At 34.9% G+C, this 25,675-nt stretch carries 14 protein-coding genes; 7 read left to right on the top strand and 7 right to left on the bottom strand.

Features of this window, described 5'->3' with window-relative positions; translation table 11 throughout:
- Positions 1-168: 168 nt before the first annotated feature.
- From QL232_RS05205 to QL232_RS05195, 3 genes are all read left to right on the top strand, one after another.
- The gene (locus QL232_RS05205; protein ID WP_281613340.1) at positions 169-2,442 is read left to right on the top strand and encodes a hypothetical protein; all 2,274 of its coding nucleotides are present in this window, start codon (positions 169-171) and stop codon (positions 2,440-2,442) included.
- Positions 2,443-2,607: 165 nt separating this feature from the next.
- The gene (locus QL232_RS05200; protein WP_281613339.1) at positions 2,608-5,040 is read left to right on the top strand and encodes a transglycosylase domain-containing protein; all 2,433 of its coding nucleotides are present in this window, start codon (positions 2,608-2,610) and stop codon (positions 5,038-5,040) included.
- Between the two features lie 108 nt (positions 5,041-5,148).
- Entirely contained in the window at positions 5,149-5,961 is an 813-nt protein-coding gene (locus QL232_RS05195; RefSeq protein WP_168880387.1) for a helix-turn-helix transcriptional regulator, read from the top strand.
- 42 nt (positions 5,962-6,003) lie between these two features.
- Here QL232_RS05195 and QL232_RS05190 read toward each other — a convergent pair whose 3' ends face one another.
- The 7 genes from QL232_RS05190 to QL232_RS05160 form a co-directional block, all read right to left on the bottom strand.
- The gene (locus QL232_RS05190) at positions 6,004-9,669 is read right to left on the bottom strand and encodes a S8 family serine peptidase (RefSeq protein ID WP_281613338.1); all 3,666 of its coding nucleotides are present in this window, start codon (positions 9,667-9,669) and stop codon (positions 6,004-6,006) included.
- A 5-nt stretch (positions 9,670-9,674) separates the two neighbouring features.
- Complete coding sequence (locus QL232_RS05185; RefSeq protein ID WP_281613337.1) at positions 9,675-10,586, bottom strand: hypothetical protein; 912 nt, start codon at positions 10,584-10,586, stop codon at positions 9,675-9,677.
- A gap of 8 nt (positions 10,587-10,594) precedes the next feature.
- Positions 10,595-12,085, bottom strand: a complete 1,491-nt coding sequence (locus QL232_RS05180) for a SusD/RagB family nutrient-binding outer membrane lipoprotein (RefSeq protein WP_168880384.1) — start codon at positions 12,083-12,085, stop codon at positions 10,595-10,597.
- Between the two features lie 2 nt (positions 12,086-12,087).
- Positions 12,088-15,171 carry a SusC/RagA family TonB-linked outer membrane protein gene (locus QL232_RS05175; protein WP_281613336.1) on the bottom strand — a complete coding sequence of 1,028 codons (3,084 nt, stop codon included), beginning with the start codon at positions 15,169-15,171 and terminating at the stop codon, positions 12,088-12,090.
- A gap of 514 nt (positions 15,172-15,685) precedes the next feature.
- Positions 15,686-17,059: an ATP-dependent protease ATPase subunit HslU gene (hslU, locus tag QL232_RS05170; RefSeq protein WP_168880382.1), complete on the bottom strand. Its 1,374-nt coding sequence runs from the start codon at positions 17,057-17,059 to the stop codon at positions 15,686-15,688.
- A gap of 27 nt (positions 17,060-17,086) precedes the next feature.
- Positions 17,087-18,148: a type IX secretion system protein PorQ gene (gene porQ / locus QL232_RS05165; protein ID WP_281613335.1), complete on the bottom strand. Its 1,062-nt coding sequence runs from the start codon at positions 18,146-18,148 to the stop codon at positions 17,087-17,089.
- Positions 18,148-19,386, bottom strand: a complete 1,239-nt coding sequence (locus tag QL232_RS05160) for a pitrilysin family protein (RefSeq protein WP_281613334.1) — start codon at positions 19,384-19,386, stop codon at positions 18,148-18,150. The genes porQ and QL232_RS05160 overlap by 1 nt, the downstream gene beginning before the upstream one ends.
- A 108-nt stretch (positions 19,387-19,494) precedes the next feature.
- Here QL232_RS05160 and ruvB point away from each other — a divergent pair, with 108 nt between their 5' ends.
- From ruvB to QL232_RS05140, 4 genes are all read left to right on the top strand, one after another.
- Positions 19,495-20,526, top strand: coding sequence for a Holliday junction branch migration DNA helicase RuvB (gene ruvB / locus QL232_RS05155; protein WP_168880379.1), 1,032 nt, complete (start codon positions 19,495-19,497; stop codon positions 20,524-20,526).
- A gap of 256 nt (positions 20,527-20,782) precedes the next feature.
- Complete coding sequence (locus QL232_RS05150) at positions 20,783-22,861, top strand: tetratricopeptide repeat protein (RefSeq protein ID WP_281613333.1); 2,079 nt, start codon at positions 20,783-20,785, stop codon at positions 22,859-22,861.
- A 54-nt stretch (positions 22,862-22,915) separates the two neighbouring features.
- Positions 22,916-24,415, top strand: a complete 1,500-nt coding sequence (glpK, locus tag QL232_RS05145; protein ID WP_281613332.1) for a glycerol kinase GlpK — start codon at positions 22,916-22,918, stop codon at positions 24,413-24,415.
- Positions 24,416-24,487: 72 nt separating this feature from the next.
- Positions 24,488-25,675, top strand: a complete 1,188-nt coding sequence (locus QL232_RS05140; RefSeq protein WP_168880376.1) for an efflux RND transporter periplasmic adaptor subunit — start codon at positions 24,488-24,490, stop codon at positions 25,673-25,675.

Here is a 25,675-nt window from a genome sequence, read left to right as displayed (position 1 = left end):
TGAGGTCAATGAAAAAATTTAATTAGTCTCTTTTTTATTGAATTATGTTATTTTTAAAGTGATATTCCACTTTTTGCTGTTATCTAACCCCTTCTAAATTGCGATAACACATTTTTTTCAGGAATTCATCATCCTTCATTTTTTAATACAATTGATCGCTACATCACAATGAAGCAGATTATTTTAAATAAAAATACCACTCTAATAATAAAGGCATTTCTGTTAACACTACTTCTTGTTTCTGGTAGTGCTTGTCAGTTTTATCATGATACTGCTACACATTACAATTCTTACTTTTTAGCAAGAGAAGGAATGGAACAGTTAGAGTTGGATTTATTTAATGAACATGTAGATGATTACAATGACGTTCTATCAATTTTAATACCTATTGATACCAATAAAACATTATCACATAAAGAACAGCTAGATTTTATCATTACAAAAGCATCTCGTCCTATTAAATTTCACAAAAGTAGTGAATGGATCGATGAATGTTATTTATTAGTGGGTTGGGTAAGGCTCTATGAAGAGGATTATGAAAATTCACTCACTACTTTTAAATATGTCAATGCTAAATTTAATGATGAAAATAGTCGACATGCTGCCCTGAATGCTCTTTTAAGAATGTTTATTGAAAAGGAAGAAGAAGGAAACATTACTTTAGTAAAAGACATCATCAAACAACAAAAAGCCCCTTACAATAAAGAAAACACAAAAGACTATCACCTTAATCTCGCTCACTACTACAGAAATAAAAATAATTTCAAACAATCGATCGCCCATCTAAGGTTAGTTGTCGATTTAGAGCAAAAAAAGCATTTACGCTCTAGGTATTATTTCATACTAGGTCAGATGTATGAAAAAACTGGAGCTATCAATGATGCTTATAAAGCCTACTCCACCGCTGAAAAAATATCAAAAACGAATGATCTAGAGTTTCAATCAGATATTAGTGCATACAGTATGCAACCTGTAGACTTCAGTGATGAAAAGCAGACTAAGAAAATCAAAAAGTATTTTGATAAAAAATTAAAAGACCATAACAACTGGGATAATAGAGATAAAATCTATTATGAAATGGCTCAGTTTGAAATGCGTAAACCCGATTATGATAAAGCCCTAAGTTTTTTCAACGAATCAATTCAGGTAAGTACATCCAATCAGATTCAAAAAGGACATTCGTATTGGGAGTCGGGCAAAATATATTATACAGAAAAGAAAGATTATATAGCAGCTGCAGCTTATTATGATAGTGCAGTTCAAAACTTTGATGAATCTGTATATGGTTTTGAAGACATTAAGAAAAGATCTGAGAACTTACAAGAACTCGCTAAGTACACCAAAATTGTTCAAGAAAATGAACGTTTACTGAGCTTGTACGAAATGAATGAGGAGGAAAGAAAAGAGTTTTTAGAAAAAGAAATTGAAGAAGAAAAAGAAGAGCTCATTCTAAAGCAACAGTATGCGATAGAAAATGAGAAAAAGAAAGAAAAACCTGTCACTGCAAAATCACAATCCTTCAGTAATAAAGAATCAAAAGAGTTTTATTTTTACAATACGAATGCTTTGGCACAAGGTAAAGCTCAATTCTTGAGAATTTGGGGATCAAGACCTCTAGAAGATAACTGGAGAAGGTCTAACAAAATGGAATTTTCAGGGGCCGCTAACACAAATAATCAAACTGCCAATAATAACCAAAAGCCAACATCAAGTAATAAGAAAAAAGATAAAAATGATGAGGCAAGTAATGAGGACTTATTTGCTGGTTTGAAAACAATGGATCAGAGAATTGCTGAAATACCTACTACAGATGAGGAGTTAAAAAAGGTACATAAAGCATTAGCCGATGGCATTTTCGAATTAGGGAAGGTTTATTTCTATAGAATGAAGATCAACGAAGAAGCGTTAAATAACTTTTATCGTTTTCTCGATGAATACCCTAATGATGAAAATGCACATGAAGTCGCTTACCTTGTTTATGTGATTTGCCAGGAAGATGAAAGTTGTGATGAAGAAGAAGCAAAGCAATATCTTATCGAAAATTACCCTGATTGCTTGTATTCAAAAATTCTTCTTAACCCGAACTATGTAAAAGAAACCAATGAAAGGGAGAACTATATTAAGGATTTATATGCCTCTGCCTATCAACTATATCTTGAAAAACAATATAATCAATCAGATATCAAGCTCAATGAACTATTAAACGACTTCCCTCAAAGTGCTTATGAGGAAAAAGGGAGATTTTTAAGAGTCTTGCTTATTGGTCGAACTACCAAATACTATCAAACATTCAAAGATGCTTTAAATGGCTACCTACTGGCTTATCCTTCTGGAGAGTTTTCTGATACTGCAAAAGGAATGCTAGAAGAGATCACTGAACGCCGTCTTGAAAATGGATATATCCCTGGTAGATATCATGATTATGAAATCACAACAGAATAATAAATTGGTATGATTTTACTATACAATTGGGTGGTAAAAATCTTGCCTTTTTTCTAATCATAATTAGAGAATCAAATAAAAAGTATAAAGGAATGATTAACTTGCTTACTTATTCATTTCAATACTAATATTATATACAGCTTAAGTACTGAATATTAAAAACATATGTATTTAAAAGCCATAAAAGCACTTTGGATTCTATTTATTATAGGTGTCGTAAGTGCCATCGTTTTTGGAATTTCTTTAAAAAATAACTGGTTTAACTTATATGGTGAACTTCCAGACCCAAGTGTCTTAGAAAACCCTAAAAGTGAGGTTGCCTCTGAGTTATACTCTGCTGACGGTGAGTTATTAGGTAAATACTACAGAAAAAATAGAACAAAAGTAGAATATGAAGACTTATCTACTAACCTAAAGAATGCATTATTAGCTTCTGAGGATGTTCGTTTTTACGACCATAGTGGTATCGATTTTAAAGCAACAATTGCTGTACCTTATTATCTTTTCCGCTACGTTACAATGAGTGGTAAGAAGAGAGGATCGTCCACATTAACTCAACAATTAGCAAAAAACCTATTTAAAATCCGTAGAGATCAAGATCTAGAAGGTAGATTATCAAGTGTTCCTTTAATTGGGCTTGTAATCAATAAATTAAAAGAGTGGATTGTAGCTGTAGAACTTGAAGAAGCCTACACAAAGAAAGAAATCATGACAATGTATTTAAACACTGTCGATTTTGGTTCCAATGCCTATGGTATTCATGTAGCTGCTCAAACTTTCTTTAGTACTACTCCAGATCAATTAACTGTACCTGAATCTGCGGTACTAGTTGGTATTTTACAAGCACCAACATTCTATAGCCCAAGATTTCACCCTGAAAGAGCTTTAAAAGTTCGTAATCAGGTCATCAGTCAAATGGAAAAATACAACTTAATCACTGCAGCTCAAGAAAAAGAGTATATGGGTGAAGATTTAGGTTTAAGATACAATGTTGAAAACCATAATAAAGGTCTTGCTCCTTACTTTAGAGCTGAAGTAGTAAAAGATATTCAGAGATTCTGTAAAGATAAAGGCTTGGATTTATATGCTGATGGTTTAAAGATCTATACAACTATCGATTCTCGTATGCAACGATATGCTGAAGAAGCAATTGATAAACATATGAGAGCTCAGCAAGCATTATTCAACGAGCACTGGGAAGGACAAGGTGAGCCTTGGAGAGATAGAGAAGGTGAAGTAATTCCAAACTTCTTACCACGAGCTATTAAAAGAACAAGAGTTTACAAATCACTTTATAAGCAATACGGTGGCGATTCATTAGCTATTGATAAAGCATTAAAAGTGAAAAAGAAAATGAAAGTATTTACTTGGGAGAACAATAACCATGAAAAAGATACTGTAATGAGTTCTTATGACTCTTTAAAGTACTACAAAATGTTCTTACAAGTCGGTATGACATCAATGGAACCAAAAACTGGAGCAATTAAAGCTTGGGTTGGAGGTATCAACTATAAATACTTTAAGTATGACCATGTTCGTTTAGGTTATCGTCAGCCTGGTTCAACGTTCAAACCTTTCTTATATGCTAAAGCACTAGAAGATCGTTTTCAACCTTGTTCGCCTATCACTGACGTTCCGATTACTTTTACTGCTGAAGAAGCGGTAGCAGACAAACCTTGGACACCTGCCAATGCTGATGGATATAGTGGTAAAACATATACATTGAGACAAGCAATGTCGAGGTCAATCAATACTGCTGCGGCTTACCTAGTAAAAGAATTAGGTGCTCCAACATTATCAAGATATGCAAGAGACAAGTTTGGTTTTAAATTTATACGAGATCAAATGTTCTCTTATTTATTGACGGAAGATGATAAAGCAAGAGGTAGAACTGGTTATGACAAAAAGCCAATCAAAGGTGTACCTTCGTTATGTTTAGGTACTGAAGATGTATCTGTTTTTGAAATGGTAACTGCCTATTCTGTTTTCATTAATAAAGGTACTTGGACCGAGCCTAGATTTATTACTAGAATCGAGGATAAGAATGGTAGAGTATTAAAAACATTTACTCCTAAAAAAGTAGAAGTATTAAACGAGAGAACTGCATGGTTAATGACATACATGCTAAGAGGTACTTCAGAAGAAGCAGGTGGTACTGCCATGCGTTTGAATAGATATAACTTTAAGAGAGATAAGAAAACTGGAGAGGTATTCCATGTAGGTGGTAAAACAGGTACTACTGCTAATTTCTCTGATGGTTGGTTTATGGGCTTCACTAATGACCTTGTAACTGGTGTCTGGTGTGGTGGCGAAGATCGTTCAATCCACTTCAGGACTATTAAGTATGGTCAAGGTGCCCGTCTTGCATTACCTGCATTTGCTTATTTTATGGAGGATGTTTACAAAGACAAGCAATTATGCCAAGAACTAGGTTATAAGCGTAGTAAATTCCCAGAGCCATCAATTCCTATTAATGTAGAATTGGATTGTAGTAAATACAGTCCTGATAATTTTGGGGATATAATGGCTGAAGATGACTCTATAGCTACTGAGCAAGAATATATTGCTCCTACAGAAACAGATGATGGAATCCTGTAAAAGGACATATAATCATAACAATATATAAATAATGCGAGAATAGTTCATTTAATGGATTATTCTCGCATTTTTGTATTGCGTACTACACTTTTCTAAAAATAACTATCAATGGAAATTACCACCAAGGACAAAATAGAAAATGCTAAGGATATAAAAATAGAAGCATTCAGAGCAAACATCAGAAAAACCAACCCACACAAGCACAACAAATATGTTGAGATTGTTTATCTCTACGAAGGTTCTGGTAGCCACACAATAGATTATGACACCTTCGAAATCAATCAACCTACTTTGTTCTTTATTCAAAAAGAACAGATGCACCATTGGGATATACTTTCAGAACCAAAAGGTTTTGTCATCATAATGAAAAAATCATTTCTTGAAAACAGTACTGATCAGCAGCTGATACAACTTATTGGAGAAATGAGTCATCACCCATGTGTTTATCTTAAAGATATTGATCAAGTGAATACTATTTTTCAGCTTCTTGTTGATAATTTAAAAGATAGATATGATACTCAACAGACAGTAATCGAAGGGTTGTTAAAAGCATTATTTGCTAAGTTCCTTCATGATACTACTCCTTCTACTGGTAATACGCATCAATATTCAGAGTCTTTTATACAGCTAAAAGATCTGTTAGAAAGCTCTGAACAGATCATCAACAGCGTAAACCATTATGCAGATTTATTACATACCACTCCACAAAATCTAAATGCAATCTGTAAAACTGCTATTGGAGTATCTGCATCAAAATTTATCGGTGAATACATTATTAAGGAAGCAAAAAGAATGCTCCTATATACGAACCAAACTGTTAGTGAAATTGCCTTTGACCTGAATTTTAAGGATTCATCTCATTTCATCAGATACTTTAAAAGAAAGACTGAAATGACGCCTTCTAATTTTAGGACAAGCTAAAAAAAAGGAACAGATGTAAACCTGTTCCTTTCGTTATAGTAATTATTCTTTTATCAGCTTTTTATGATAGATACTTCCATCTTGTTGTTCAATCCTTATGATATATAAACCTTTAGAAAGGTTTGTGATGTCAACTTTATTTCCATCCCAATGTGGAGGAGAAGAAATTTGTTGACCTGAAGTTTTTAGGATATCAACAGAGCTTATCCCTTTTTCAGATAATATAAAGAGCTCATTCCCTAAGTTTGGATTCGGATAAACTACCGGAGCCATTTCTTTTAAGTCCTCTTCGACTGTTGAAGATACACTAGCATTTACTCTTACCACTCCTTGATAGGAAGCCTGCTGGTCTGACCCAACAACAAACATTAATAGGTCTTTAAGTCCTTCAGTCTGATATGTCACCTCATGAGGCCCTTCCCCATAAACTACAGAAGGTGTGGCGTCTTCAGGTTCTCCAAAATACCATCCAACCAATGCACTATCAACATCTGATCTACTTGTAAAGGTTACCTCTGAATTTAAGCCTACAATAGTTTTATCTATAGTATAGTTCAATGAAGTAACTTGAGGTTCATAATCTACTACTCTGAAGTTATCCATAGCCAATCCAATACCTCCTGAAGAATCTTGGCTTGCTGCTACAAAGAATAATCTAAAGGCTACTTTCTCCCCTTCAAACCCTGCCAAAGGGATATATTTTGTTTCCCATTCATTATCTGTTGAACCAGTCATAATAGGAATATTTTCACCACTCCAATAATATTCGGAAGACAATTCATTGTTCCATGATGGATCAACATAAGAACCTAATAATCTCCATGACCTACCATAGTCATTACTAAACTCTACAAACATACCATCTACTTGTTCTTTTACATCTTGCTTTAAAGCAAAAGAAAAACGTTGTGTATCATCATCTCCATCGGGTAAATCAAATACCGATGTATATAAATAGAATCCAGTAGGCACCTGATATCCCGCGGTATCTTTTCCCAATACATAAGCATTGTCACCACTTAGAGTTCCGTTTTTACCTTCGATACTAGACGAGCCTAATTCCAAGTCTGTTCCAGCAAGGTTAAGCGAATAAAATAGTAAATCATCACCTTCAAGATCTCCACCATCTGCTAAATCAAATGGCACACTTTTTACCCCTAAAATTGGGATAGTGTCTTTATGGTTCCTGCTAGGATCGTTGTTTATATATAATTCTACTTCATACTCACCTGTAGTCTCATAAGTATGTGTTGGACTTGGCTCAGTAGATGTATTTCCATCACCAAAATCCCACAAATAATCTATTGCTCCACCTGAGTTATAAACAAATTGTATAGGTCTTTTGATATATTCTACATCTGCAGTAATGTTGAAGTCTGCTGTTGGCTCTTCTTTAGTGACAATAAAATCTCTAATCATAAAACCATCATCAGTATCTTCTATTTGAAAGGCTGATTCATGTCTGTAGACAAATCTGAAACGGACTTTATCATTGCCTGCTAAGAACGATACATTATAAGCAGTAGAATCATTTTCATAATTTCCTAACCAACCGGTTTGGTTTTCGAAAATGATAGGGTGTATCGCACAGGCATCGTCAGGTGATTTATTATACCAACCATACCCTAAACCATCATTTGGCTCACCCAGTAACCTCCAAGTTCCTCCATTATCAGTAGTATATTGCATTTGACAAGCAGCAGGAGCATTACAGTATGTCGTTTCCATACTTTTTGTAAAAGATATTTTATATTCTTTTTCCTCCTCGCTAAAATCAAATATTGGTGTATATAAAATTGCTGAATATGATCTTAAAGGTACACCACCTGAGGCAGCTGTTACCCAAACAGTAGAATCTCCACTATTCAAGTTATCTCCTCTAGCTCTTGCCCATTCCCATACGTCATCACCAGTACCTCCATCTAGATATTCTGTTTCTGTTACGAATCCTCCGGTATCCGACAAAAAGTCGGTAGAGAAAGGCACTGATTCTTCAGGTCCTTCAGGTGGGCCTGCAATCATAGTAATTCCTCTTCTATATGTATTACTTCTTCCTGAAGCATCTGTCACTTTTAAAGTGATCAAATAAGTACCTAAAGTCGGAATAGAATCATAAGCATGTGATATTGTATCTGCTGATGAGGTACTTGTTTCACTATCTCCAAAATTCCATTCATAGGTAGCACCATCCGCAAACGATAAGTTCACTAATTGAATATCTTGATTGACAATACCATTATCAGATAAGATATCAAACGCAGCAATTGGACGATCTGAAAGTAATGCATCCATCGCCGCACTCATGTTTATTCGACCTGCACCTAATGCATTTTGATAATTAGGGTTTCTAGGGTTGATGTCTGTAGCTGTCCCCATTAACAATGCCCTCATTTGTAAAGGAGAAATTGTGGAATCTTGGGTTAACAAAAATGCCGCAGCACCTGCTACCATTGGACATGACATTGATGTACCTGTATAAGGAGCATAATCTCCATTTGTATTGCCATCATCTGCTGCAACAGTACTAATAATATCTGTACCAGGAGCCGAAATATCAATCCAAGGTCCATATTGAGAAGAAGGTGATTTCACATCGTTACTCGTTGTATTAGCTACAGCCATTACATTATCATATCCTGCAGGATAACTAGCAAGATTAACGTTATCATTACCTGCCGCTGCTACGAAAAACATACCGTAGTCTTCAGTTGCTTCTCGAATTAACCTTGCAACAGTTGCCGAATAGCCATACCCACCGTATGACATACTCACAACATTTGCTTTCATCTCAATCGCATACATTAAAGCTTCTGTAGAGTGTGTAATAGCTCTAGCATTTGGCGTATCATCTGCTGTTGCCTTCACTGCCAATATTTTCACTCTATTATCTGATACTGAAGCTACACCTTTACTGTTATCAGTTCTTGCGGCTGTAATACCAGCACAGTGTGTTCCATGAGAGAAGTTAAACCTTGTCGCTTCACTTGATGGAGGATTAGGATCGGGATCTCCGTTATAATACTCATCGCCTGAAGCATCCCAACCATAGATATCATCTACATACCCATTATTATCATCATCAATGCCAGGAGTTCCATTTAACTCTGTTTCATTGATGAACATATTGTCTTTTAGGTCTTCGTGTGTAATCAATACCCCGTCATCGATAATGGCAATTACAATATCGTTCTTAGGAGTATTCGCATTGTCTGTAGATTTTGACCATGCTTCTATTGCTCCCACTAACTCCAAATGGTATTGATCTCCTGCAAGCGGATCATTTGGTGTAGAGAAAGATTGTGGTAATGGTACTCGTTCTACATAAAGAACGTTTGGATCCTGAGCTAAATCACTCATGTAACGGTCCAAGTCATTATCATTATGTAGCGTAATCTGTAATACATCAGATTTTCTTTTTTTCAAGACACTCATAGGCTCTATAACTGAAGCAATTCTTGCATCCGTTAAAGCTCTATAAAGGAAACGTTTATCAGAGTTTACAAATTGATCTTGTCCTTGTTCCATATAAGCCATATCAACATCTCGGTAGTCCTTTAAACGAACAAAGAGTTTATTTGGAGCACTTGATATATTTGGACTTATAAATTGAGGTGTCGGATTTGTAATCTGCTGTACACCTTGGGAATATCCCTTACTGCCTACTAAAAGACTTCCCACAAATAATATTGATAATACTAATTTCTTCATGTGTCTTATTGTTTAGTAAGATAAAGGATCCATTGTCTTGTTGTTGTTCCATCAGAGAACATCACATCCAATTCAATTCGACCAGCCTCATTTGTATCTCCTGAAATAGTGATATAACTATCTGAAGGACCCAAAAATTCTCCACACTGATCTATGATTTGAAAAGGAATATCTTGAATATCACCAGCGATATTAGAAATATCATAAAGTCCCCAAATATTATCAGGGTTTGCTAATGAATCAACCGTTGTAATTATAACATCTGGAGCAGCTTCTAATCCTTCTTCTGTTTCGATTGTTGCTGAATAAGTACCATCCAAACTAGTAGGACAATGAATATCTTCTAACACCATATTATAGGTTCCTTTAATGCCACCTTGTCCAACAGTTACATCAGAATTATCATCCAGATTTGTAGCTGATGTTAAAATCACATCAAGTACCTTTCCTCCAGTTTTATCTACACCATATACTACCAAAGGTGATACCTCAATAGTCGCTGTATTCTTCACATTCGTATAGCTTTGTTCTCCATCAGCATCTTCGGACTTTTCCTTATTTTTAATAATAAAAGAGCCTCCACTTGCATCAGCGAACTTTTCTACGACATCTTGCGAATTGGGGTTATTACTTTCTATTGCTTTTGCCGTAAAGTCTGTCCCAAAAGTTGCATCTCCGCCAAACTCATAGTTTACTTGAACGCCTCTTGACGTTTGAATTGCATAAGGCATTTCAACGGTTAAACTTATTGGTACTGAGTTTTCTTTTACAGAGTCCGGTGATGTCGTTGCTGTTGAAAAAGCAACTGCCGATCCATTAAACTCAACAGAAAGTTCATCTTTATAAGTATCATATGGCTCACATCCAAAGAGTGATATACTCAAACAAGTGATGCCTATTTTAATTATTTTTTTCATAGGTTCTGTTAGTTAGATGTCATAAACCACATAGGAGTATCCAAAGCTTTCTGACTTGGGCTATTAGGATTAGCACTTACTTCACTAGGAGAATATGGTAAACGAGTAATATGATTCGAAATGGCTGCATCCTCAGGTAATGGCATATCTTCAGGATAATTTGTTCGACGAACATATGTCCAAGAATCAATACCTCTATTGAATGTTTCAATATATCCTTGTTGATAAACTGCTTTTAAAGCATTAGCTGGAGCCAATTCCTGAAGGTTTGGTAAAGAACTGTCATAGTTTTCATACTCTGCTCCAGTGATACCTCTTCCTGATGTTTGAACCGTAGCCATGGTATTTAAATGAACCATATTTAATACGATTCCTTCTCTGTAATAACCATTAGCATCCTCAGTTGTACCAGTAAGCCAACCTTGTAAAATAGCTTCTGCCCTTAATAATTTTAGTTCTGCAGCAGTAATCCAATAATCAGGAGAAGTTGCTGATATATAATGTAAGCTTAATACTGAAGTGGAAGTAAAGGCAGATCTTGCTCCAGGGTCCACACCTCTATGAGGAACCTGATCTGATGTTCCATCAGGTCGATCATAAAAAATATCAATTCTAGGATCATTCGTTCCTCTCAATAAATCAATAAATGGATTAGAAGCATAGAAGAATAAACTTTGACCTCCTGCAAACTGATAATGCAGCTTATAAAACTGGTTCGCATTGGTTAGGTCTTCGTAGTAATCTAATTTCACTTCATCTTCTATAGCTTCAACATGTGATTGTGAAAAAGCAGTCTCAAGTCTTGAACTTGCATACGAAGCATCTTGCCCAGCAATTACCATTAAAGTCTTAATCTTAATAGAATTGGCAAACATCAACCATTTATCTAAATCGCCTTTAAATAGTAAATCCTCATCGCTAATCTTTTCAGGGTTTGATACATCTATATCATTCATTGCTTGATCTAATAGATTAACAATACCTTTTAAGACATTCGCTTGGTCATTACTTTCAGGAAATAAAATATTTGTATTTAATGCCTCATCAAATGGAACATCTTCAAACATTAACGTTAAATGATAGAAAGCAAATGCCTGCATAATTTTGAATTGAGCAGCAGTATTCACTTCACCAATTTCAGAAGCTAAAGCTTCACCTCTGCTAGCATTTTTTAGCACTGAAACATAAAAAGTAGACCAAGTATTGGTTTGAGGAAACGTTGGTACAGAATAATTATCTGCCGTTGAGAAAACACTAGCACCTGCTCCAACATAATGTTGTGCCCATCTATTGAACAAGTTCGTCTCCATTACTTTATCTGAAGAAACACTTGTCATGACTGTTGTCATTAATAACCCTGGCTGTTCTGCCACCTGATCATCACCTGCAGCAAATGGGTCTTTATTTATATCGAGAATATTATCGCATCCTATAATCACTGTGAACAACAATGAAAATAAAATAGGAGTGATTTTATATATTGAGTTGATCTTTTTCATGATTAAAATACGATTTTAATATTACCACCAAAGCTTCTTGTTGAAGGTAAACTACCCATTTCAACGGCACCAGAAGCATCACTTGCAGCTTGAAACAAACTAGTTTCTGGATCTATATGAGGTATTTTACTATAAATCAACCATAAGTTTCTTGCTTCAAAACCTAGTGATAGTGATTTGATAAAATTACTTTTCTGAATCCATGTACTAGGGAATGTGTAAGCTAAACTAACTTCTCTTAGCTTGACATAAGTTTTATCAAAAACAGAACCTTCTGCCACACCACTTGTTGAATATGCTTGCCAGAAATCTTGATGAGAGACTGCAATATTATTTGGTGTCACAGTTCCATCTCCATTTAAGATATATGCATTTTTATCAACAAAAGTCTGCTCTCTATTTAGTGCCGTTTCCTCAGCTAATCCATCGTATCTTAAATCTCCTACTGTTCTAGAAATCATTTTACCTCCTTGATTCCAATCAATCAAGAAGTTTAATGTCACTCCTTTGTAAGTGAAGCTATTTTGGAAGCCTAGCAAGAAATCAGGTTGGATCTCTCCAAATGTTTCCTCATCTCCTTGCATTCTTAAGCCTGTATTTGGATCCACCAAGATTTCTCCTGTTGGTGCTCTTTTAAAACCTACCCCTTGTAATTCTAGTGATTGACCTGGAACAGCTTGTACTGAAACTCCATTAAAGCCTGATGCAATTTGAAGTTTTTCCAATCCCTCAGTCAGCTCAGTTACCATATTTTGGTTTCTGGTAAAGTTGATCTGAGAATTCCACTCAAACTCTGTTGTTTTAACAGGAATAAACGAAAGCAGCAATTCAATACCTTTATTTTCTACAGCACCTGCATTGACTCTTTTCGTCGTATAACCTGTTGATTCAGGTGTAGGTACAGCTAAAATTTGGTTCTTTGTTTCTATTTGGTAGTAAGTAAAATCTACACCAATTCTACCGTTAAAGAATCCTAGTTCTGTACCTATCTCCCAAGAATTCTGTCTTTCAGGAACTAAGTTTTCTGGAGGAATTACATTTGTTGCCGAATAAGCTGTTTGTCCATTAAAAGGATAATTGTTTGTGGTACCATACTGACCAAAATAACTTGACCTTGGATAGTAATAATAATCCAATTGATAAGGACTTGTATCATTACCTACTTGAGCGGCACTTAATCTTAATTTACCATATGAAAATACATCATTATGTAAATTGAATGCATCTGAGAATACAAAAGATAAACTCGCTGAAGGGTAGAAATATGATCGGTTGTCTTTTGGTAAAGTTGATGACCAATCATTACGCATCGTTACATTCAGCGTTAGATAATTATTATAAGTAAGTGATATATCACCATAAGCTCCTAATAATCTCTGTTCTACAAAATCGGTAGTACTCGTTGTGTTTTTTGCATTTGTTGGAGTATATAAATCAGACACTGACAACTCTGAAGCTTGAAGAGTATTTCTTTTGAAAACCCTTTGATTATACTCATGTCCAACAATCGCCGTCAACTTAAATTTCTCGCTAAACTCTTTCTGAATAGTTGCCATCAACGAAGTCGTTAACTCCGTTCTTTCCATATCATCATTGGTAAATGAACCGTTGATTGCACCTAATGTTCCTTTTGCAGATTTCGCAAATCTCTTGTCTGCTCTATAGTCCATACCAACTCTTGCTCTGAAGGAGAGCCAATCTGTTGCTTGTGCTTCCAACATACCAAAACCAAAGAAACGGTTAACATTTACATCATTACCATTTTTCTCTGCTACCCAATACGGTGAATTTGAGAAACGACCAATTGGATTTTGTTCGCCGTCAACTAATTGCAACCTTTCTAATGGAGTTGTTCTTGGAATACCATTTATAATTGACGTCAACACATTTGGAGAATTACCACCCTGAGAGACAGAACCTTTCGTTTCAGAACTTACATAGTTCATCCCGACTCTAGACTTAATTACCTTGCTTAGTTGTTGACCAGCATTTACAGCGAAAGTATATCTATCCAACCCTGCACCAGGAACGATACCTTTTTGATTCATAGAAGTAAAACCTAAACGGTAATCACCTCGTTCAGTCGCACTAGATACATCCACAGAGTTGATAAATAATGTACCTGTTTCATAAAAATCTTCTACATTCGATGGATAAGCAGTAAGTGTTTGTAAGGGCCATTCACTTTCCGGTAGTTCATTAATATCAGATTCATAATCGTACATAGGAACAACTTGGCTATCTATGATTGGACCCCATCCATTTTCTGCATTTTTATCGTATTTACCATCATAACCCTGAGCATATTTATTCTGGAAAGATGGCAATCTATTTGGGTTTTCTACTCTTACACTTGAGTTGATACTCACTGTAGGTCCAGCAGACTCTTTACCTCTTTTAGTTGTGATTATAATTGCTCCATTCGCAGCTCTTGATCCATAAAGTGCTGCAGCTGATGCTCCTTTTAAGACTGTCACCGAAGCAATATCGGCGGGGTTGATTTCACCTGCACCGTTACCCGCATCAAATGCTCCTTGAATACCACTACCTGTAGATACATTGGTATTACTTACAGGGATACCATCCACTACAATAAGTGGTTGGTTACCTCCACTTAATGAATTTGTACCTCTTATGACAATTCTGGTAGATCCACCAGGATTTGAACTTGCTTGAGAAATTTGTACACCAGGAACTTTACCTGATAAAGAATTAAGAAAGTTTGTAGACTTTACTCGGTCTACTTCTTCACCCTTTACAGAAGTTACAGAATAACCTAAAGTTCTTTTTTCCCTTTCAATTGCGTTGGCTGTAACTACTACTTCATCTAATTCTTCAGTATCTTCTTCGAGTACAACATCAATTTTTGATCTTGTACCGATTTCAACAACCTGAGATTTCATCCCGATAAAGTTGAATTCTAAAACCTTGTCTTCTGATTGTAATTTTATCTTATAATTACCTTCGATATCAGAAACGGCACCTCTTCTAGTTCCTTGAACTACAATAGTTACCCCGGGGAGTGGCTTTACACCGTCAGTTACATTACCTGTCACCAATCTTTCTTGTGCTAATGAAAAAGTCATGCTGATTAAAGAGAGGAGCAGGCACAGAGTTGTTTTGAGTCTCATTCGTTCAAAGTTGGTTAACTATATTAAGCCTACTTTAAGTTCATCGCCTTCTTATTTAAATTACTGAAGAGTGAGATTGAAATGAATACAGATAGAAAGAGAGAAGTTATTTTTAAGTGGTTTCTCAATTGTTTACTAATCTAATCTTCGTTTGTTGGTGATGAAGTAAAAGTCTATTTTTCTTTCTATAATATTACATATAAAATTTCTTAAAATCACCTTTTTAGATAAAGAATAAATAGGATTATATCATGATTGGGAACTTTTTTAAATATAAACCTTATTTCTTCAAACATTGAAATCATCATATTTTTCAAATTTCAACCAATTGTGATTATATCATTTTCCATACCTTGTAAAACAGAAAAAGTCCTTGATGTTATTAAACTACATCAAGGACTTTATTGTTTATATCACTACTGTACAATGGTATAATCATACAGTATGTTCAACAAAACATATCGTTATCTTATAAGATATATTGACTTAAATCTCTGTTTTTCACAAGACCTGACAAACGCTCATTTACCATTTCTTTAGTAACAACGATCTGAGCATTTGCTCCGATAACATCTGGTACATCAAATAATAAATCATTTAATAAATGAGACATTACAGTATGCAGTCTTCTTGCTCCAATATTTTCAACTTCTACGTTGATTTCATAAGCAATAGAAGCAATTTCATCCAATGCGTCTTCATTGAAGCTCAACTTCACATCTTCAGCATCCAATAATGCTTCATACTGTTTTGTTAAAGCATTCTTAGGTTGACGTAAGATTGTTTTGAAATCTTCATTCGTTAAGCTTTGTAACTCCACTCTAATTGGGAATCTACCTTGAAGCTCTGGAATTAAATCAGAAGGCTTAGATAAATGGAAAGCACCAGCAGCAATAAATAAAATATGATCTGTTTTCACTACACCATGTTTTGTATTTACTGTTGAGCCTTCTACGATTGGAAGAAGGTCTCTTTGCACACCTTCTCTAGAAACATCAGCACCTTGCTTAGAACCTCCACTTGCTACTTTATCAATCTCATCAATGAAAATGATACCTGAGTTTTCTGCCAACTTCACTGCCTCATCTTTCACTTCATCCATATCGATCAGCTTCGCACTTTCTTGGTCTACCAAGATTTTACGCGCCTCTTCGATCGTCATCTTACGTTTCTTCGTTTTCTTAGGAAGCATTCCGTTAATCATTTCTTGAATGTTCATCATAGAACCTTCATCCATTGGAGCACCACCTACAAAACCTAATGAGTTTGAGCTTTTATCAACTGTGACATCGATTTTTCTATCTTCTAATTCTCCTGCTCTTAATTTTTCTCTAAAACGCTCACGAGTTTTTTCATTTAACTCATGATCTTGATTTAGATATTCACCATTCGCATTGGTTGTTGGAGTTCCTTTTAATGGTGGAATTAATGCATCAAGAATTGCATCTTCAACTGCTTGTTGTGTTTTTTCTTCTACTAGTGCCTTTTTTTGGTCTTTAATCATCCCTACAGATTGCTCTACAAGGTCTCGAACCATGCTTTCAACATCTCTACCAACATAACCAACTTCAGTAAACTTAGATGCTTCTACTTTAACAAATGGTGCTTTTGCAACCTTAGCTAAACGTCTTGCAATCTCAGTTTTACCAACACCAGTAGAACCAATCATTAATATATTATTTGGCATAATTTCTTTGCGAAGGTCACCTTTCACATTCATTCTACGCCAACGGTTTCTAAGCGCTATTGATACATTTTTCTTTGCATCTGCCTGACCAATAATATATTTATCTAATTCTTGTACTATCTCTCTTGGTGTTAAATAATTCGAGTTTTCAAGCATAATTTTTTATTTAATAGGGTTGATATTTTATTCAATCACAGTTTTTTTACGTTTATCCCATCCTTTAGTAGCAATGGATAAACTTAAACTATTGGTAGGTCCTGCTACATGATACCAAGCCACACTGTATCCGAAGTCAATATGTTTTTTGATCTTCAAGGCTGCTCCTAATGACATCCCTGCCATTCCTTTGACACCTTGAGTGATCATTTCTTTTCTACGCATTACATTGTATCCTGCGCGAACGTTTACCACTTTCCCTAATACAAATTCACCTCCAAAGGCAAAATGTCGTGACAATTTGTCAGCAAATGTCGGTTCTTTATATAAATCATTGCCAAAAGCGTCCTGTTCTCCTTTTAAGGATGTATCTGTATACGTAATATCAAACTGATGAATGTGATGATACGTCACAGAAAATCGCAATGGCATACGTTCTGGCTTAAATGAGAGTCCTAGTTGGGTATCAAAAGGTAATTCACTAGTATCATTTGGTTGATATTGTCTCATTATAAAACCTGCATTTTTTACGGACAATCCAACAACCAAATCTTTTGTTGGGTGAATGAAAGCACCATTCATATCAAACATTAATGCATTAGCTTTATAACTTTCAATTTTAGAAGCAGCAAACTTCATATTGGCTGAAAAAGAAAAAACACCTTGCTTGTAAGTATAACTACCTTGCAACCAATAGTCATTGGCATTATAAGTACCAGTATAATTTCCGTTTTGATCAAATCCATCAAATTCACCATACCCCATATATGCCATACCAAAGCCCACAATTCCACCACCCAACTGTTTGGCATAACCTAAAGAGGTCATACCTGCAGTAGTATGATAATCGTAATAATTGAATACGACTTTGTCTACAGATTCTTCTCCTAATAGAGCCGAATTGTAGAACATCGCGTTGGGATCATCTAAGCCTGATGTGATTAAAAATCCGCCTAATCCTACTTGTCTTGCATTGGTAGGTACTGTCAAAAAATTAAATGCATCAACTCCACCAAGTTGAGCATAAGAAACGGTTATAGACGAAATGAATAAGATGAATAAGTTTAACGAAAAAAAATTGTTCCTCATTATTTCTTTGCCTTATAATAAAGAGTTGATGAGTTATCTTCAGTAAGTATATTTTTTGCTTTTGATGTCACTTCTTCTACAGTAACACTTCTTAATTTTTCTTCTTCCTCATTAATTAGATTTGGATTTCCTAAAGTGGCTCCAAATGCAATTGACATCGCTCTTGGTAAAATTTCTGTTTTACCATATGTCATTGAGAATTCAGCTTGATTTTTCACTTTTTCTAAACTCTCTGTAGGAATCTCCTTGCTAGAGAATTCTTTTAAAGTGTCATTTAAGCCCACTTCAGCATCTTCGATAGTCACACCATCTGCCATTTTACCGGTAATGCATAATAATCCCGGGTCAAATGATCCAGTGATGTAAGCACTTAAACCTGAGAAGAGCTGTTCGTTCTTAACTAGCTTTTGATATAAAACTGAAGATTTACCTCTTCCTAATAAATCACTCACTAAATCTGTTGAATAATAGCTTTCATCAGTTCGCCCTTCCATATGCCATACCTTATACAACATATCTAAAGGAACACTTTCTTCAACAATTTTTCTTTTTGGAGCCGTTTGAATAGGCTCTACTGGTATATTTCTTTCTGGTTTTACTCCACTTGGAATTGAAGCAAACCATTTTTCACTTAAACGTTTAACTTCTTCAAGTTTAACGTTACCAGCCACCACCATCACTGCATTAGAGGGTACATAATACTTTTGGAAAAATGCTTTAACATCATCCATTGTAGCCTCTTCGATATGACTAATATCTTTGCCTATGGTAGGCCAATTGTAAGAATGCTTCTCATATGCTAACTCTCTTAAATGATGCCAAACGTCACCATAAGGTTGGTTAATATACCTCTGCTTATATTCTTCTATCACTACCTTTCTTTGGACTTCCAATACTTTTGGATCAAACGAAAGGCTTAACATTCTATCCGCTTCTAACCAAAAAGCTGTTTCTAAGTTTTGAGCTGGAAGTGTGATGTAATAATTAGTGATATCAGGAGAAGTAAAGGCATTGTTAGTTCCTCCAACTTTCTGTAAAGGAGTATCATATGAAGGAATATTGACTGAGCCTCCAAACATCAAATGTTCGAATAAGTGTGCAAAACCTGTCTTATTAGGATTTTCATCTCTCGAGCCCACATCATACATTATATTCACTACTGCCGAAGCAATATGATGATCTTCATGAACGTACACCTTTAAACCATTGTCAAGGACGAACTCATTAAATTGAATCATTCTTTATATTTTAAGTGATCAGATAAAGTTAGCAGTCAATCACCACTTTACAAAGCATAAAATAGAGAGAACATTTTACTACCTTTGTTTTCAAGAGAAATTACCGATATGAGAGAAGACTATTTAAAAGGAGACGATGCAGGGTACTCTGATGCTGAGAAGGATATTGAAAGAGCATTAAGACCTCTGTCATTCGGTGACTTTACTGGACAAGATCAAATTGTTGAAAACTTAAAAATATTCGTTTTAGCTGCCAAAAAGCGTAATGAACCGCTTGATCATGTGCTTTTACACGGACCTCCCGGTTTAGGTAAAACCACCTTATCGAATATCATTGCCAACGAAATGGAAGCTGAAATAAAAATCACTTCAGGTCCTGTTTTAGAAAAACCTAGTGATTTAGCTGGCCTATTGACTAATCTTGAGGAAAACGATGTATTATTCATAGATGAAATACACCGTTTAAACCCTGTTGTAGAGGAATATTTGTATTCTGCCATGGAAGACTTTAGAATTGACATTATGTTAGATTCGGGTCCCAATGCAAGAACAATACAAATTGACTTGAACCCATTTACATTAATTGGTGCAACCACTCGATCAGGTTTATTGACAGCTCCTTTAAGAGCTAGGTTTGGTATCAATGCCCGCTTACAATATTATGATTCCGCTCTGTTATCTAAAATTGTAAAACGATCATCAGCCATTTTAAATACTCCTATAAATGAAGATGCTGCCTTCGAAATTGCAAGAAGAAGTAGAGGAACACCTCGTATCTGTAATAATCTACTAAGAAGAACTAGAGATTTTGCAGAGATCAAAGGTGACGGTCAAATTACATTAGATATTTCAAAAATGGCTTTAGGTGCATTGAATGTTGACCAAGGCGGTTTAGATGAAATGGATAACCGAATTTTGACTACAATTATAGAAAAATTTAAAGGTGGTCCTGTTGGTATTAGTACAATCGCTACAGCATGTGGCGATGAAGCTGAAACCATTGAAGAAGTTTACGAACCTTTCTTGATTCAAGAAGGATTCATTAAAAGGACATCAAGAGGTAGAGAAGTTACTATGAAAGCCTATGAACATTTAGGTATTGCACCTCCATCAGATGGCAATCAAGGTTCTTTATTTTAGATTATTATAAATTTGTGGAAAGGGTTGGTTTTTTAAAATTAAAATCAATCCTTTACCTTTACATAAATACAAATACTTACTTACTTCCATTTAATTTACGCGACTAAATAAAAATAAACTGAATAGATTACTTAACATATTACTCATCGTTATTGCCTTTGGGTGTAATTTTGACAATAGAGCTACTTTAAAATCAGAGGACACAACACAGAAGGAACAAAGCAATGATGCTTTAAAAGATTCCATCAAATTCTCTGTGCAACACACTAAAGACCTTTACAAAAAACGTGATTACAATGCATCCTTAGAAAGTGCATCAAATAGTATTTCTTTATCAAAAGAGTCATTATACTATGATCATTTGCCATGTTTATTTTTATATCAATCCAGATCATTTCGAAGGTTAAAACAGTATAAAGAAGGTAAAAAGTCAGCCTTAAGTGCTATTTATTGGGTAGACAAAACTAATAATGTTGATGAAGTTGGCGACATCTACATCGAGTTGGCGAGAAATTACAAATCACTTTACCAATACGATTCAGCAATCAATCATTATAAAACCGCTATTTATCATCTAGAAAATAAACAAGACACCATTGGTCTTTCTATTGCTTTAAATAACCTTGGAGCAATACATAAAATTCAAGGAAATTATTCTAAAGCATTAAAATATTATACTAAAGATTTAGAGATTAATACAGAGCAAGATTATAAAAAAGATATGATCATCGCTCTTAATAATATTGGTCAAGTTCATTTCAATACAAAAAGCTTTAATAAAGCTATCTCCTTTTATGAAAGAGCTGAAAGTATAGCAGAAGAAATTGACTACCCTAGAGGAATTGCAAGTGCTAATAGTAATATCGGAGCCATCTACCATCAACTAAAAGAAGCTGATCAGGCATTAGAAAAGTTCTATATCGCACTATCTCTTTACAAAAAACAAAACAATAGTTATAGAATTTGTGAGACTTATTTGAATATCTCCAATGTACTAATCATGAAAGAAGAATACAGTGTAGCTCTTTCTTTCATTAAAAAGTCACAAGAGTTAAGTAAGGAAATAAAAAACCATCATATTCTGAATAAAAGCTACTATATCGAGGGGGAGTGCTATTACAATATGGGTAAATATGATCAAGCCATTGTACTTCTAAAAAAGGCTGAACAGTTTTACAATGAGGACCATTATACCATAGAATACAGAAACATTCTAAAGCACCTTCATCAATCTTACATTGAAAAGAAAAACTATAAAAAGGCTTACCACTACTTGGATAAATGGTTAGTGGTCAACGAAAAAATCAATGACCTCGAACAAAAGAAAATCATTGAAGACATCAACAGTAAATTTGAAAATAAGCAGCAACTTTTACTCATTGACCAACTCAATAAGCAGAAGGAATTAAAAGAAGAAAAAATCATTTACCAGAATAGGATCAATTTATTCTTAATCATGATTTCTTTACTTCTATTAGCCTTTTTAGTTTTCATTTATCTAATCAATAGAAAAGGAAGAAAAACCTATAAGCTTATTAGAGAGCAAAACCATGAAATATTAACTATCCACTCCGAATTAATGGATAGTTTAAAGCTTGCAAGTAAAATTCAGCGTTCCATAGTTGAAATCCCTAGAGATACTAAACAAGCATTACCAGAGCATTTTATTTTTTGGAAACCTCTACAAGAAGTAAGTGGAGATATTTACCATATTGAAAAGAAAGACGATTATATTTTTATCACTCTGATGGACTGTACCGGACATGGTGCACCAGCTTCTCTATTGGCTACTTTAGGAGTAAAAACTTTAAGCGATATTATCGATGAAGGTCATGTTCACCCCGATGAAATCCTAGAAGAATTAGATCAGCGAATCGATGTGGAATCGTCATTAAATAAAGACATCTCAGGGATGGATGTATCTATCCTAGTATATGATATTTTAGCTAAAACTATCTCCTTTGCTGGAGCCAAAAGACCTTTATACTTTATTAATGAAAATGAGCCTGTTTACATAAAAGGTACAAGAAGATCTATTGGTGAAACTCTATTTACTCCCAAAAAACCTTTCGAGCGACATACCTTCAATATCACTAGTGATATTAAATTATATATGTATTCTGATGGGTTTGGAGACCAATTTGGAGGCATTCATAACAAAAAATACTTAGAGAAAAACCTTAGAAAATTCTTATTTGAACATTCTCACCTTCCATTCGAGGTACAAAAAGATCTTTTAAGAAAAGAATATATCAATTGGATTTCTCCATCTGAGGGCATCAGCCATAAATCCATTGATGATACTCTAGTAATAGGATTCAATTTCACAGTATAATTTTATAATTTAGAAGGAATAATCTGTAACCAATAAAACAGCTATCACCTTCTTATGAATAAAAAACATAAATTTATACTCTCTTTAGACCAAGGAACTACAAGCTCTAGAGCCATACTATTCGATCACAAAGGACGAATAAACAGTATTGCCCAAAAAGAATTCAAACAAATTTATCCTAAACCCGGGTGGGTTGAACATGATCCCAAAGAAATATGGTCTACACAAGCTAGTGTTGCCGCAGAAGTTGTTGCTCAGGCTGGTTTAACAGGATTAGACATTGCAGCTATTGGCATTACCAACCAAAGAGAAACAACAATTATTTGGGATACAAAAACTGGAAAACCGATTTATAATGCCATCGTTTGGCAAGATAGAAGAACTGCCAAATTTTGCGACTCGCTCAAAAAAAAGTATTCAAAAAAAATTCAGGAAAAAACAGGATTAATTATTGATGCTTATTTCTCCGCAAGTAAGATCAATTGGCTACTGAATAACGTAAAAGGTGCAAGACAAAAAGCTGAAAAGGGGTTATTAAAATTTGGTACTGTAGACAGCTGGCTTATCTGGAACCTAACAAGAGGAAAAATTCATGTTACTGATGTAAGTAATGCAAGTAGAACTATGCTCTTTAATATTCATGATCTCAAATGGGACCCAGAATTATTAAAGATTTTTGATATTCCAGAAAGCATGCTTCCAGAAGTAAAATCTAGTAGCGAAGTCTATGCTAAGACTGCCACAACACTTTTTGCATCAAAAATCCCCATCTCAGGAATTGCTGGAGATCAGCAAGCTGCATTATTTGGTCAGATGTGTGTCAACAAAGGCATGGCTAAAAATACGTATGGAACCGGCTGTTTTATTATGATGAATACCGGTAAAAAAGCAATCTCTTCTCAAAACAAGTTATTGACTACTATAGCTTGGAAAATTGGAGATGAAACAAACTATGCACTTGAAGGAAGTGTCTTTGTTGGTGGAGCTGCGATCCAATGGTTAAGAGATGGACTTGGAATTATAAAAAAAGCACATCATTCCGAAAAAATAGCAAAAGAAGTGAAAGATAATGGAGGTGTTGTATTTGTTCCTGCATTAACCGGACTTGGAGCTCCTTATTGGGACCAATATGCTAGAGGAACAATTTTAGGTATCACAAGAGGCACAGAGAAAGGACATATAGTTAGAGCCACATTAGAAGCAATTGCTTTACAATCCAATGATGTATTAAAAGCTATGGAAGCTGATGTTGGCAAACCAACTAAAGAACTTAGAGTAGACGGTGGAGCTTCTGCTAACAATCTACTCATGCAAATCCAAAGTGATATTTGCCAAGTCGATGTTGTACGTCCAAAAGACATGGAAACAACCGCCCTTGGCGCTGCATTTTTAGCAGGATTATCTATAGGATATTGGGACTCAATCGATGAAATTCAAAAGATTTGGGAACAGGAAAAGATCTTCTCTCCAAAAATTCTAGAGAAAGAATGTAAAAAGAGAATTAAATCCTGGAAAAAAGCCGTAAAACGTAGTTTTTCTTGGGTTTCAGAATAATCATTAACAAATATTTCATAGATTTGTTGGATTATATAGTCCATATAACATCAAACTACACGACCTAATATAATGACATCTAATTTCTTTAATAATGCTTTTAAACTTATAGCACTGACATTCACATCTTACTTCCTTATTGGATGTGGTGGCGATGAAGCAAAAAAGCAACTTAAGATCCCTCAAGTAGAAATACCAGTTACCGAAGTATTGGTACAGGACGTTCCCTTATCAAAGGTATTTGTGGGACAAGTGTACGGTACAAAAGATATCCCAATTCGTTCTAGAGTTGAAGGCTATTTAGAAGGTATACACTTCAAAGAAGGTAGTAGAGTAAAAAAAGGACAACTTCTATATACTGTCGATCCTCAAACATATGCTGCTGAAGTAACAATGCTAAAAAGTAAATTAGCAGAAGCTGAAGTAACATTAATCAGAGCATCTAATGATTTAGACAGAATTCAACCTTTGGCAGAACAAAATGCCGTTTCAAAATCTGATCTTGATGCAGCTTTAGCAGAGAAAGGCGCTGCTGAATCTATGGTAGCTGCAGCAAAAGCCAACCTAAGAATGGCACAAATCGAACTTGGTTATACTACTATTGAATCTCCAATTAATGGTATCATTGGTAGAACTGAAGCTAAAGTTGGTGAATTCGTAGGTAGAGATCCTAACCCAGTTATCTTAAATACAGTTTCTAGAATTGATTCTGTAAACGTTCGTTTCTTTATTACTGAAAATGATTATCTGAAACTAGCTAGATATGCTATTAGCCGAGAGAAAAACGGCGGCAAAAAAGAAGCTAGATCTAATGATGAAGAAACTGATAAGTTAGAATTAATTTTCTCTGATAATACTGTTTATGCTGAAAAAGGACATTATGATTTCCTTGACAGAAATGTTGACGCAAATACAGGTGCAATGCTTATTCAAGCAACATTCCCTAATACTGATGGTTTAATTAGACCAGGACAATTTGCAAAAGTAAGATCTGTTATTGATATCGTTCCAAACGGTATTCTGGTTCCACAAAGAGCCATCATGGAATTCCAAGGACGTTATTCTGTTTTTGTAGTGGATAGCCAAGGAAAAGTAACTCAAAAAAGTGTTGAACTTGGCCGTACTTATAAAGACTATTGGCTTGTACGTTCAGGCTTGAAAAAAGGCGACAAAGTCGTTTTAGAAGGCTTACAAAAGGTACACGAAGGTGCTACTATCAAATTCAAAGTTGTTAAGTTCGAATCACAGTACGAAGGATAA

This window comes from Flammeovirga sp. SubArs3 (assembly GCF_947387565.1).
In the GTDB taxonomy this organism is placed as follows: domain Bacteria; phylum Bacteroidota; class Bacteroidia; order Cytophagales; family Flammeovirgaceae; genus Flammeovirga; species Flammeovirga agarivorans.
The sequence above is the reverse complement of the archived record's forward strand: the minus strand, read 5'-3'. Positions and strand labels throughout refer to the sequence as shown.

Bases quoted from the DNA above. Each gene is read 5' to 3' on its own strand.
- QL232_RS05205 (WP_281613340.1), top strand. From the start codon at position 169: ATGAAGCAGATTATTTTAAATAAAAATACCACTCTAATAATAAAGGCA.
- QL232_RS05200 (WP_281613339.1), top strand. From the start codon at position 2,608: ATGTATTTAAAAGCCATAAAAGCACTTTGGATTCTATTTATTATAGGT.
- QL232_RS05195 (WP_168880387.1), top strand. From the start codon at position 5,149: ATGGAAATTACCACCAAGGACAAAATAGAAAATGCTAAGGATATAAAA.
- QL232_RS05190 (WP_281613338.1), bottom strand. From the start codon at position 9,669: ATGAAGAAATTAGTATTATCAATATTATTTGTGGGAAGTCTTTTAGTA.
- QL232_RS05185 (WP_281613337.1), bottom strand. From the start codon at position 10,586: ATGAAAAAAATAATTAAAATAGGCATCACTTGTTTGAGTATATCACTC.
- QL232_RS05180 (WP_168880384.1), bottom strand. From the start codon at position 12,085: ATGAAAAAGATCAACTCAATATATAAAATCACTCCTATTTTATTTTCA.
- QL232_RS05175 (WP_281613336.1), bottom strand. From the start codon at position 15,171: ATGACTTTTTCATTAGCACAAGAAAGATTGGTGACAGGTAATGTAACT.
- hslU (WP_168880382.1), bottom strand. From the start codon at position 17,059: ATGCTTGAAAACTCGAATTATTTAACACCAAGAGAGATAGTACAAGAA.
- porQ (WP_281613335.1), bottom strand. From the start codon at position 18,148: ATGAGGAACAATTTTTTTTCGTTAAACTTATTCATCTTATTCATTTCG.
- QL232_RS05160 (WP_281613334.1), bottom strand. From the start codon at position 19,386: ATGATTCAATTTAATGAGTTCGTCCTTGACAATGGTTTAAAGGTGTAC.
- ruvB (WP_168880379.1), top strand. From the start codon at position 19,495: ATGAGAGAAGACTATTTAAAAGGAGACGATGCAGGGTACTCTGATGCT.
- glpK (WP_281613332.1), top strand. From the start codon at position 22,916: ATGAATAAAAAACATAAATTTATACTCTCTTTAGACCAAGGAACTACA.
- QL232_RS05140 (WP_168880376.1), top strand. From the start codon at position 24,488: ATGACATCTAATTTCTTTAATAATGCTTTTAAACTTATAGCACTGACA.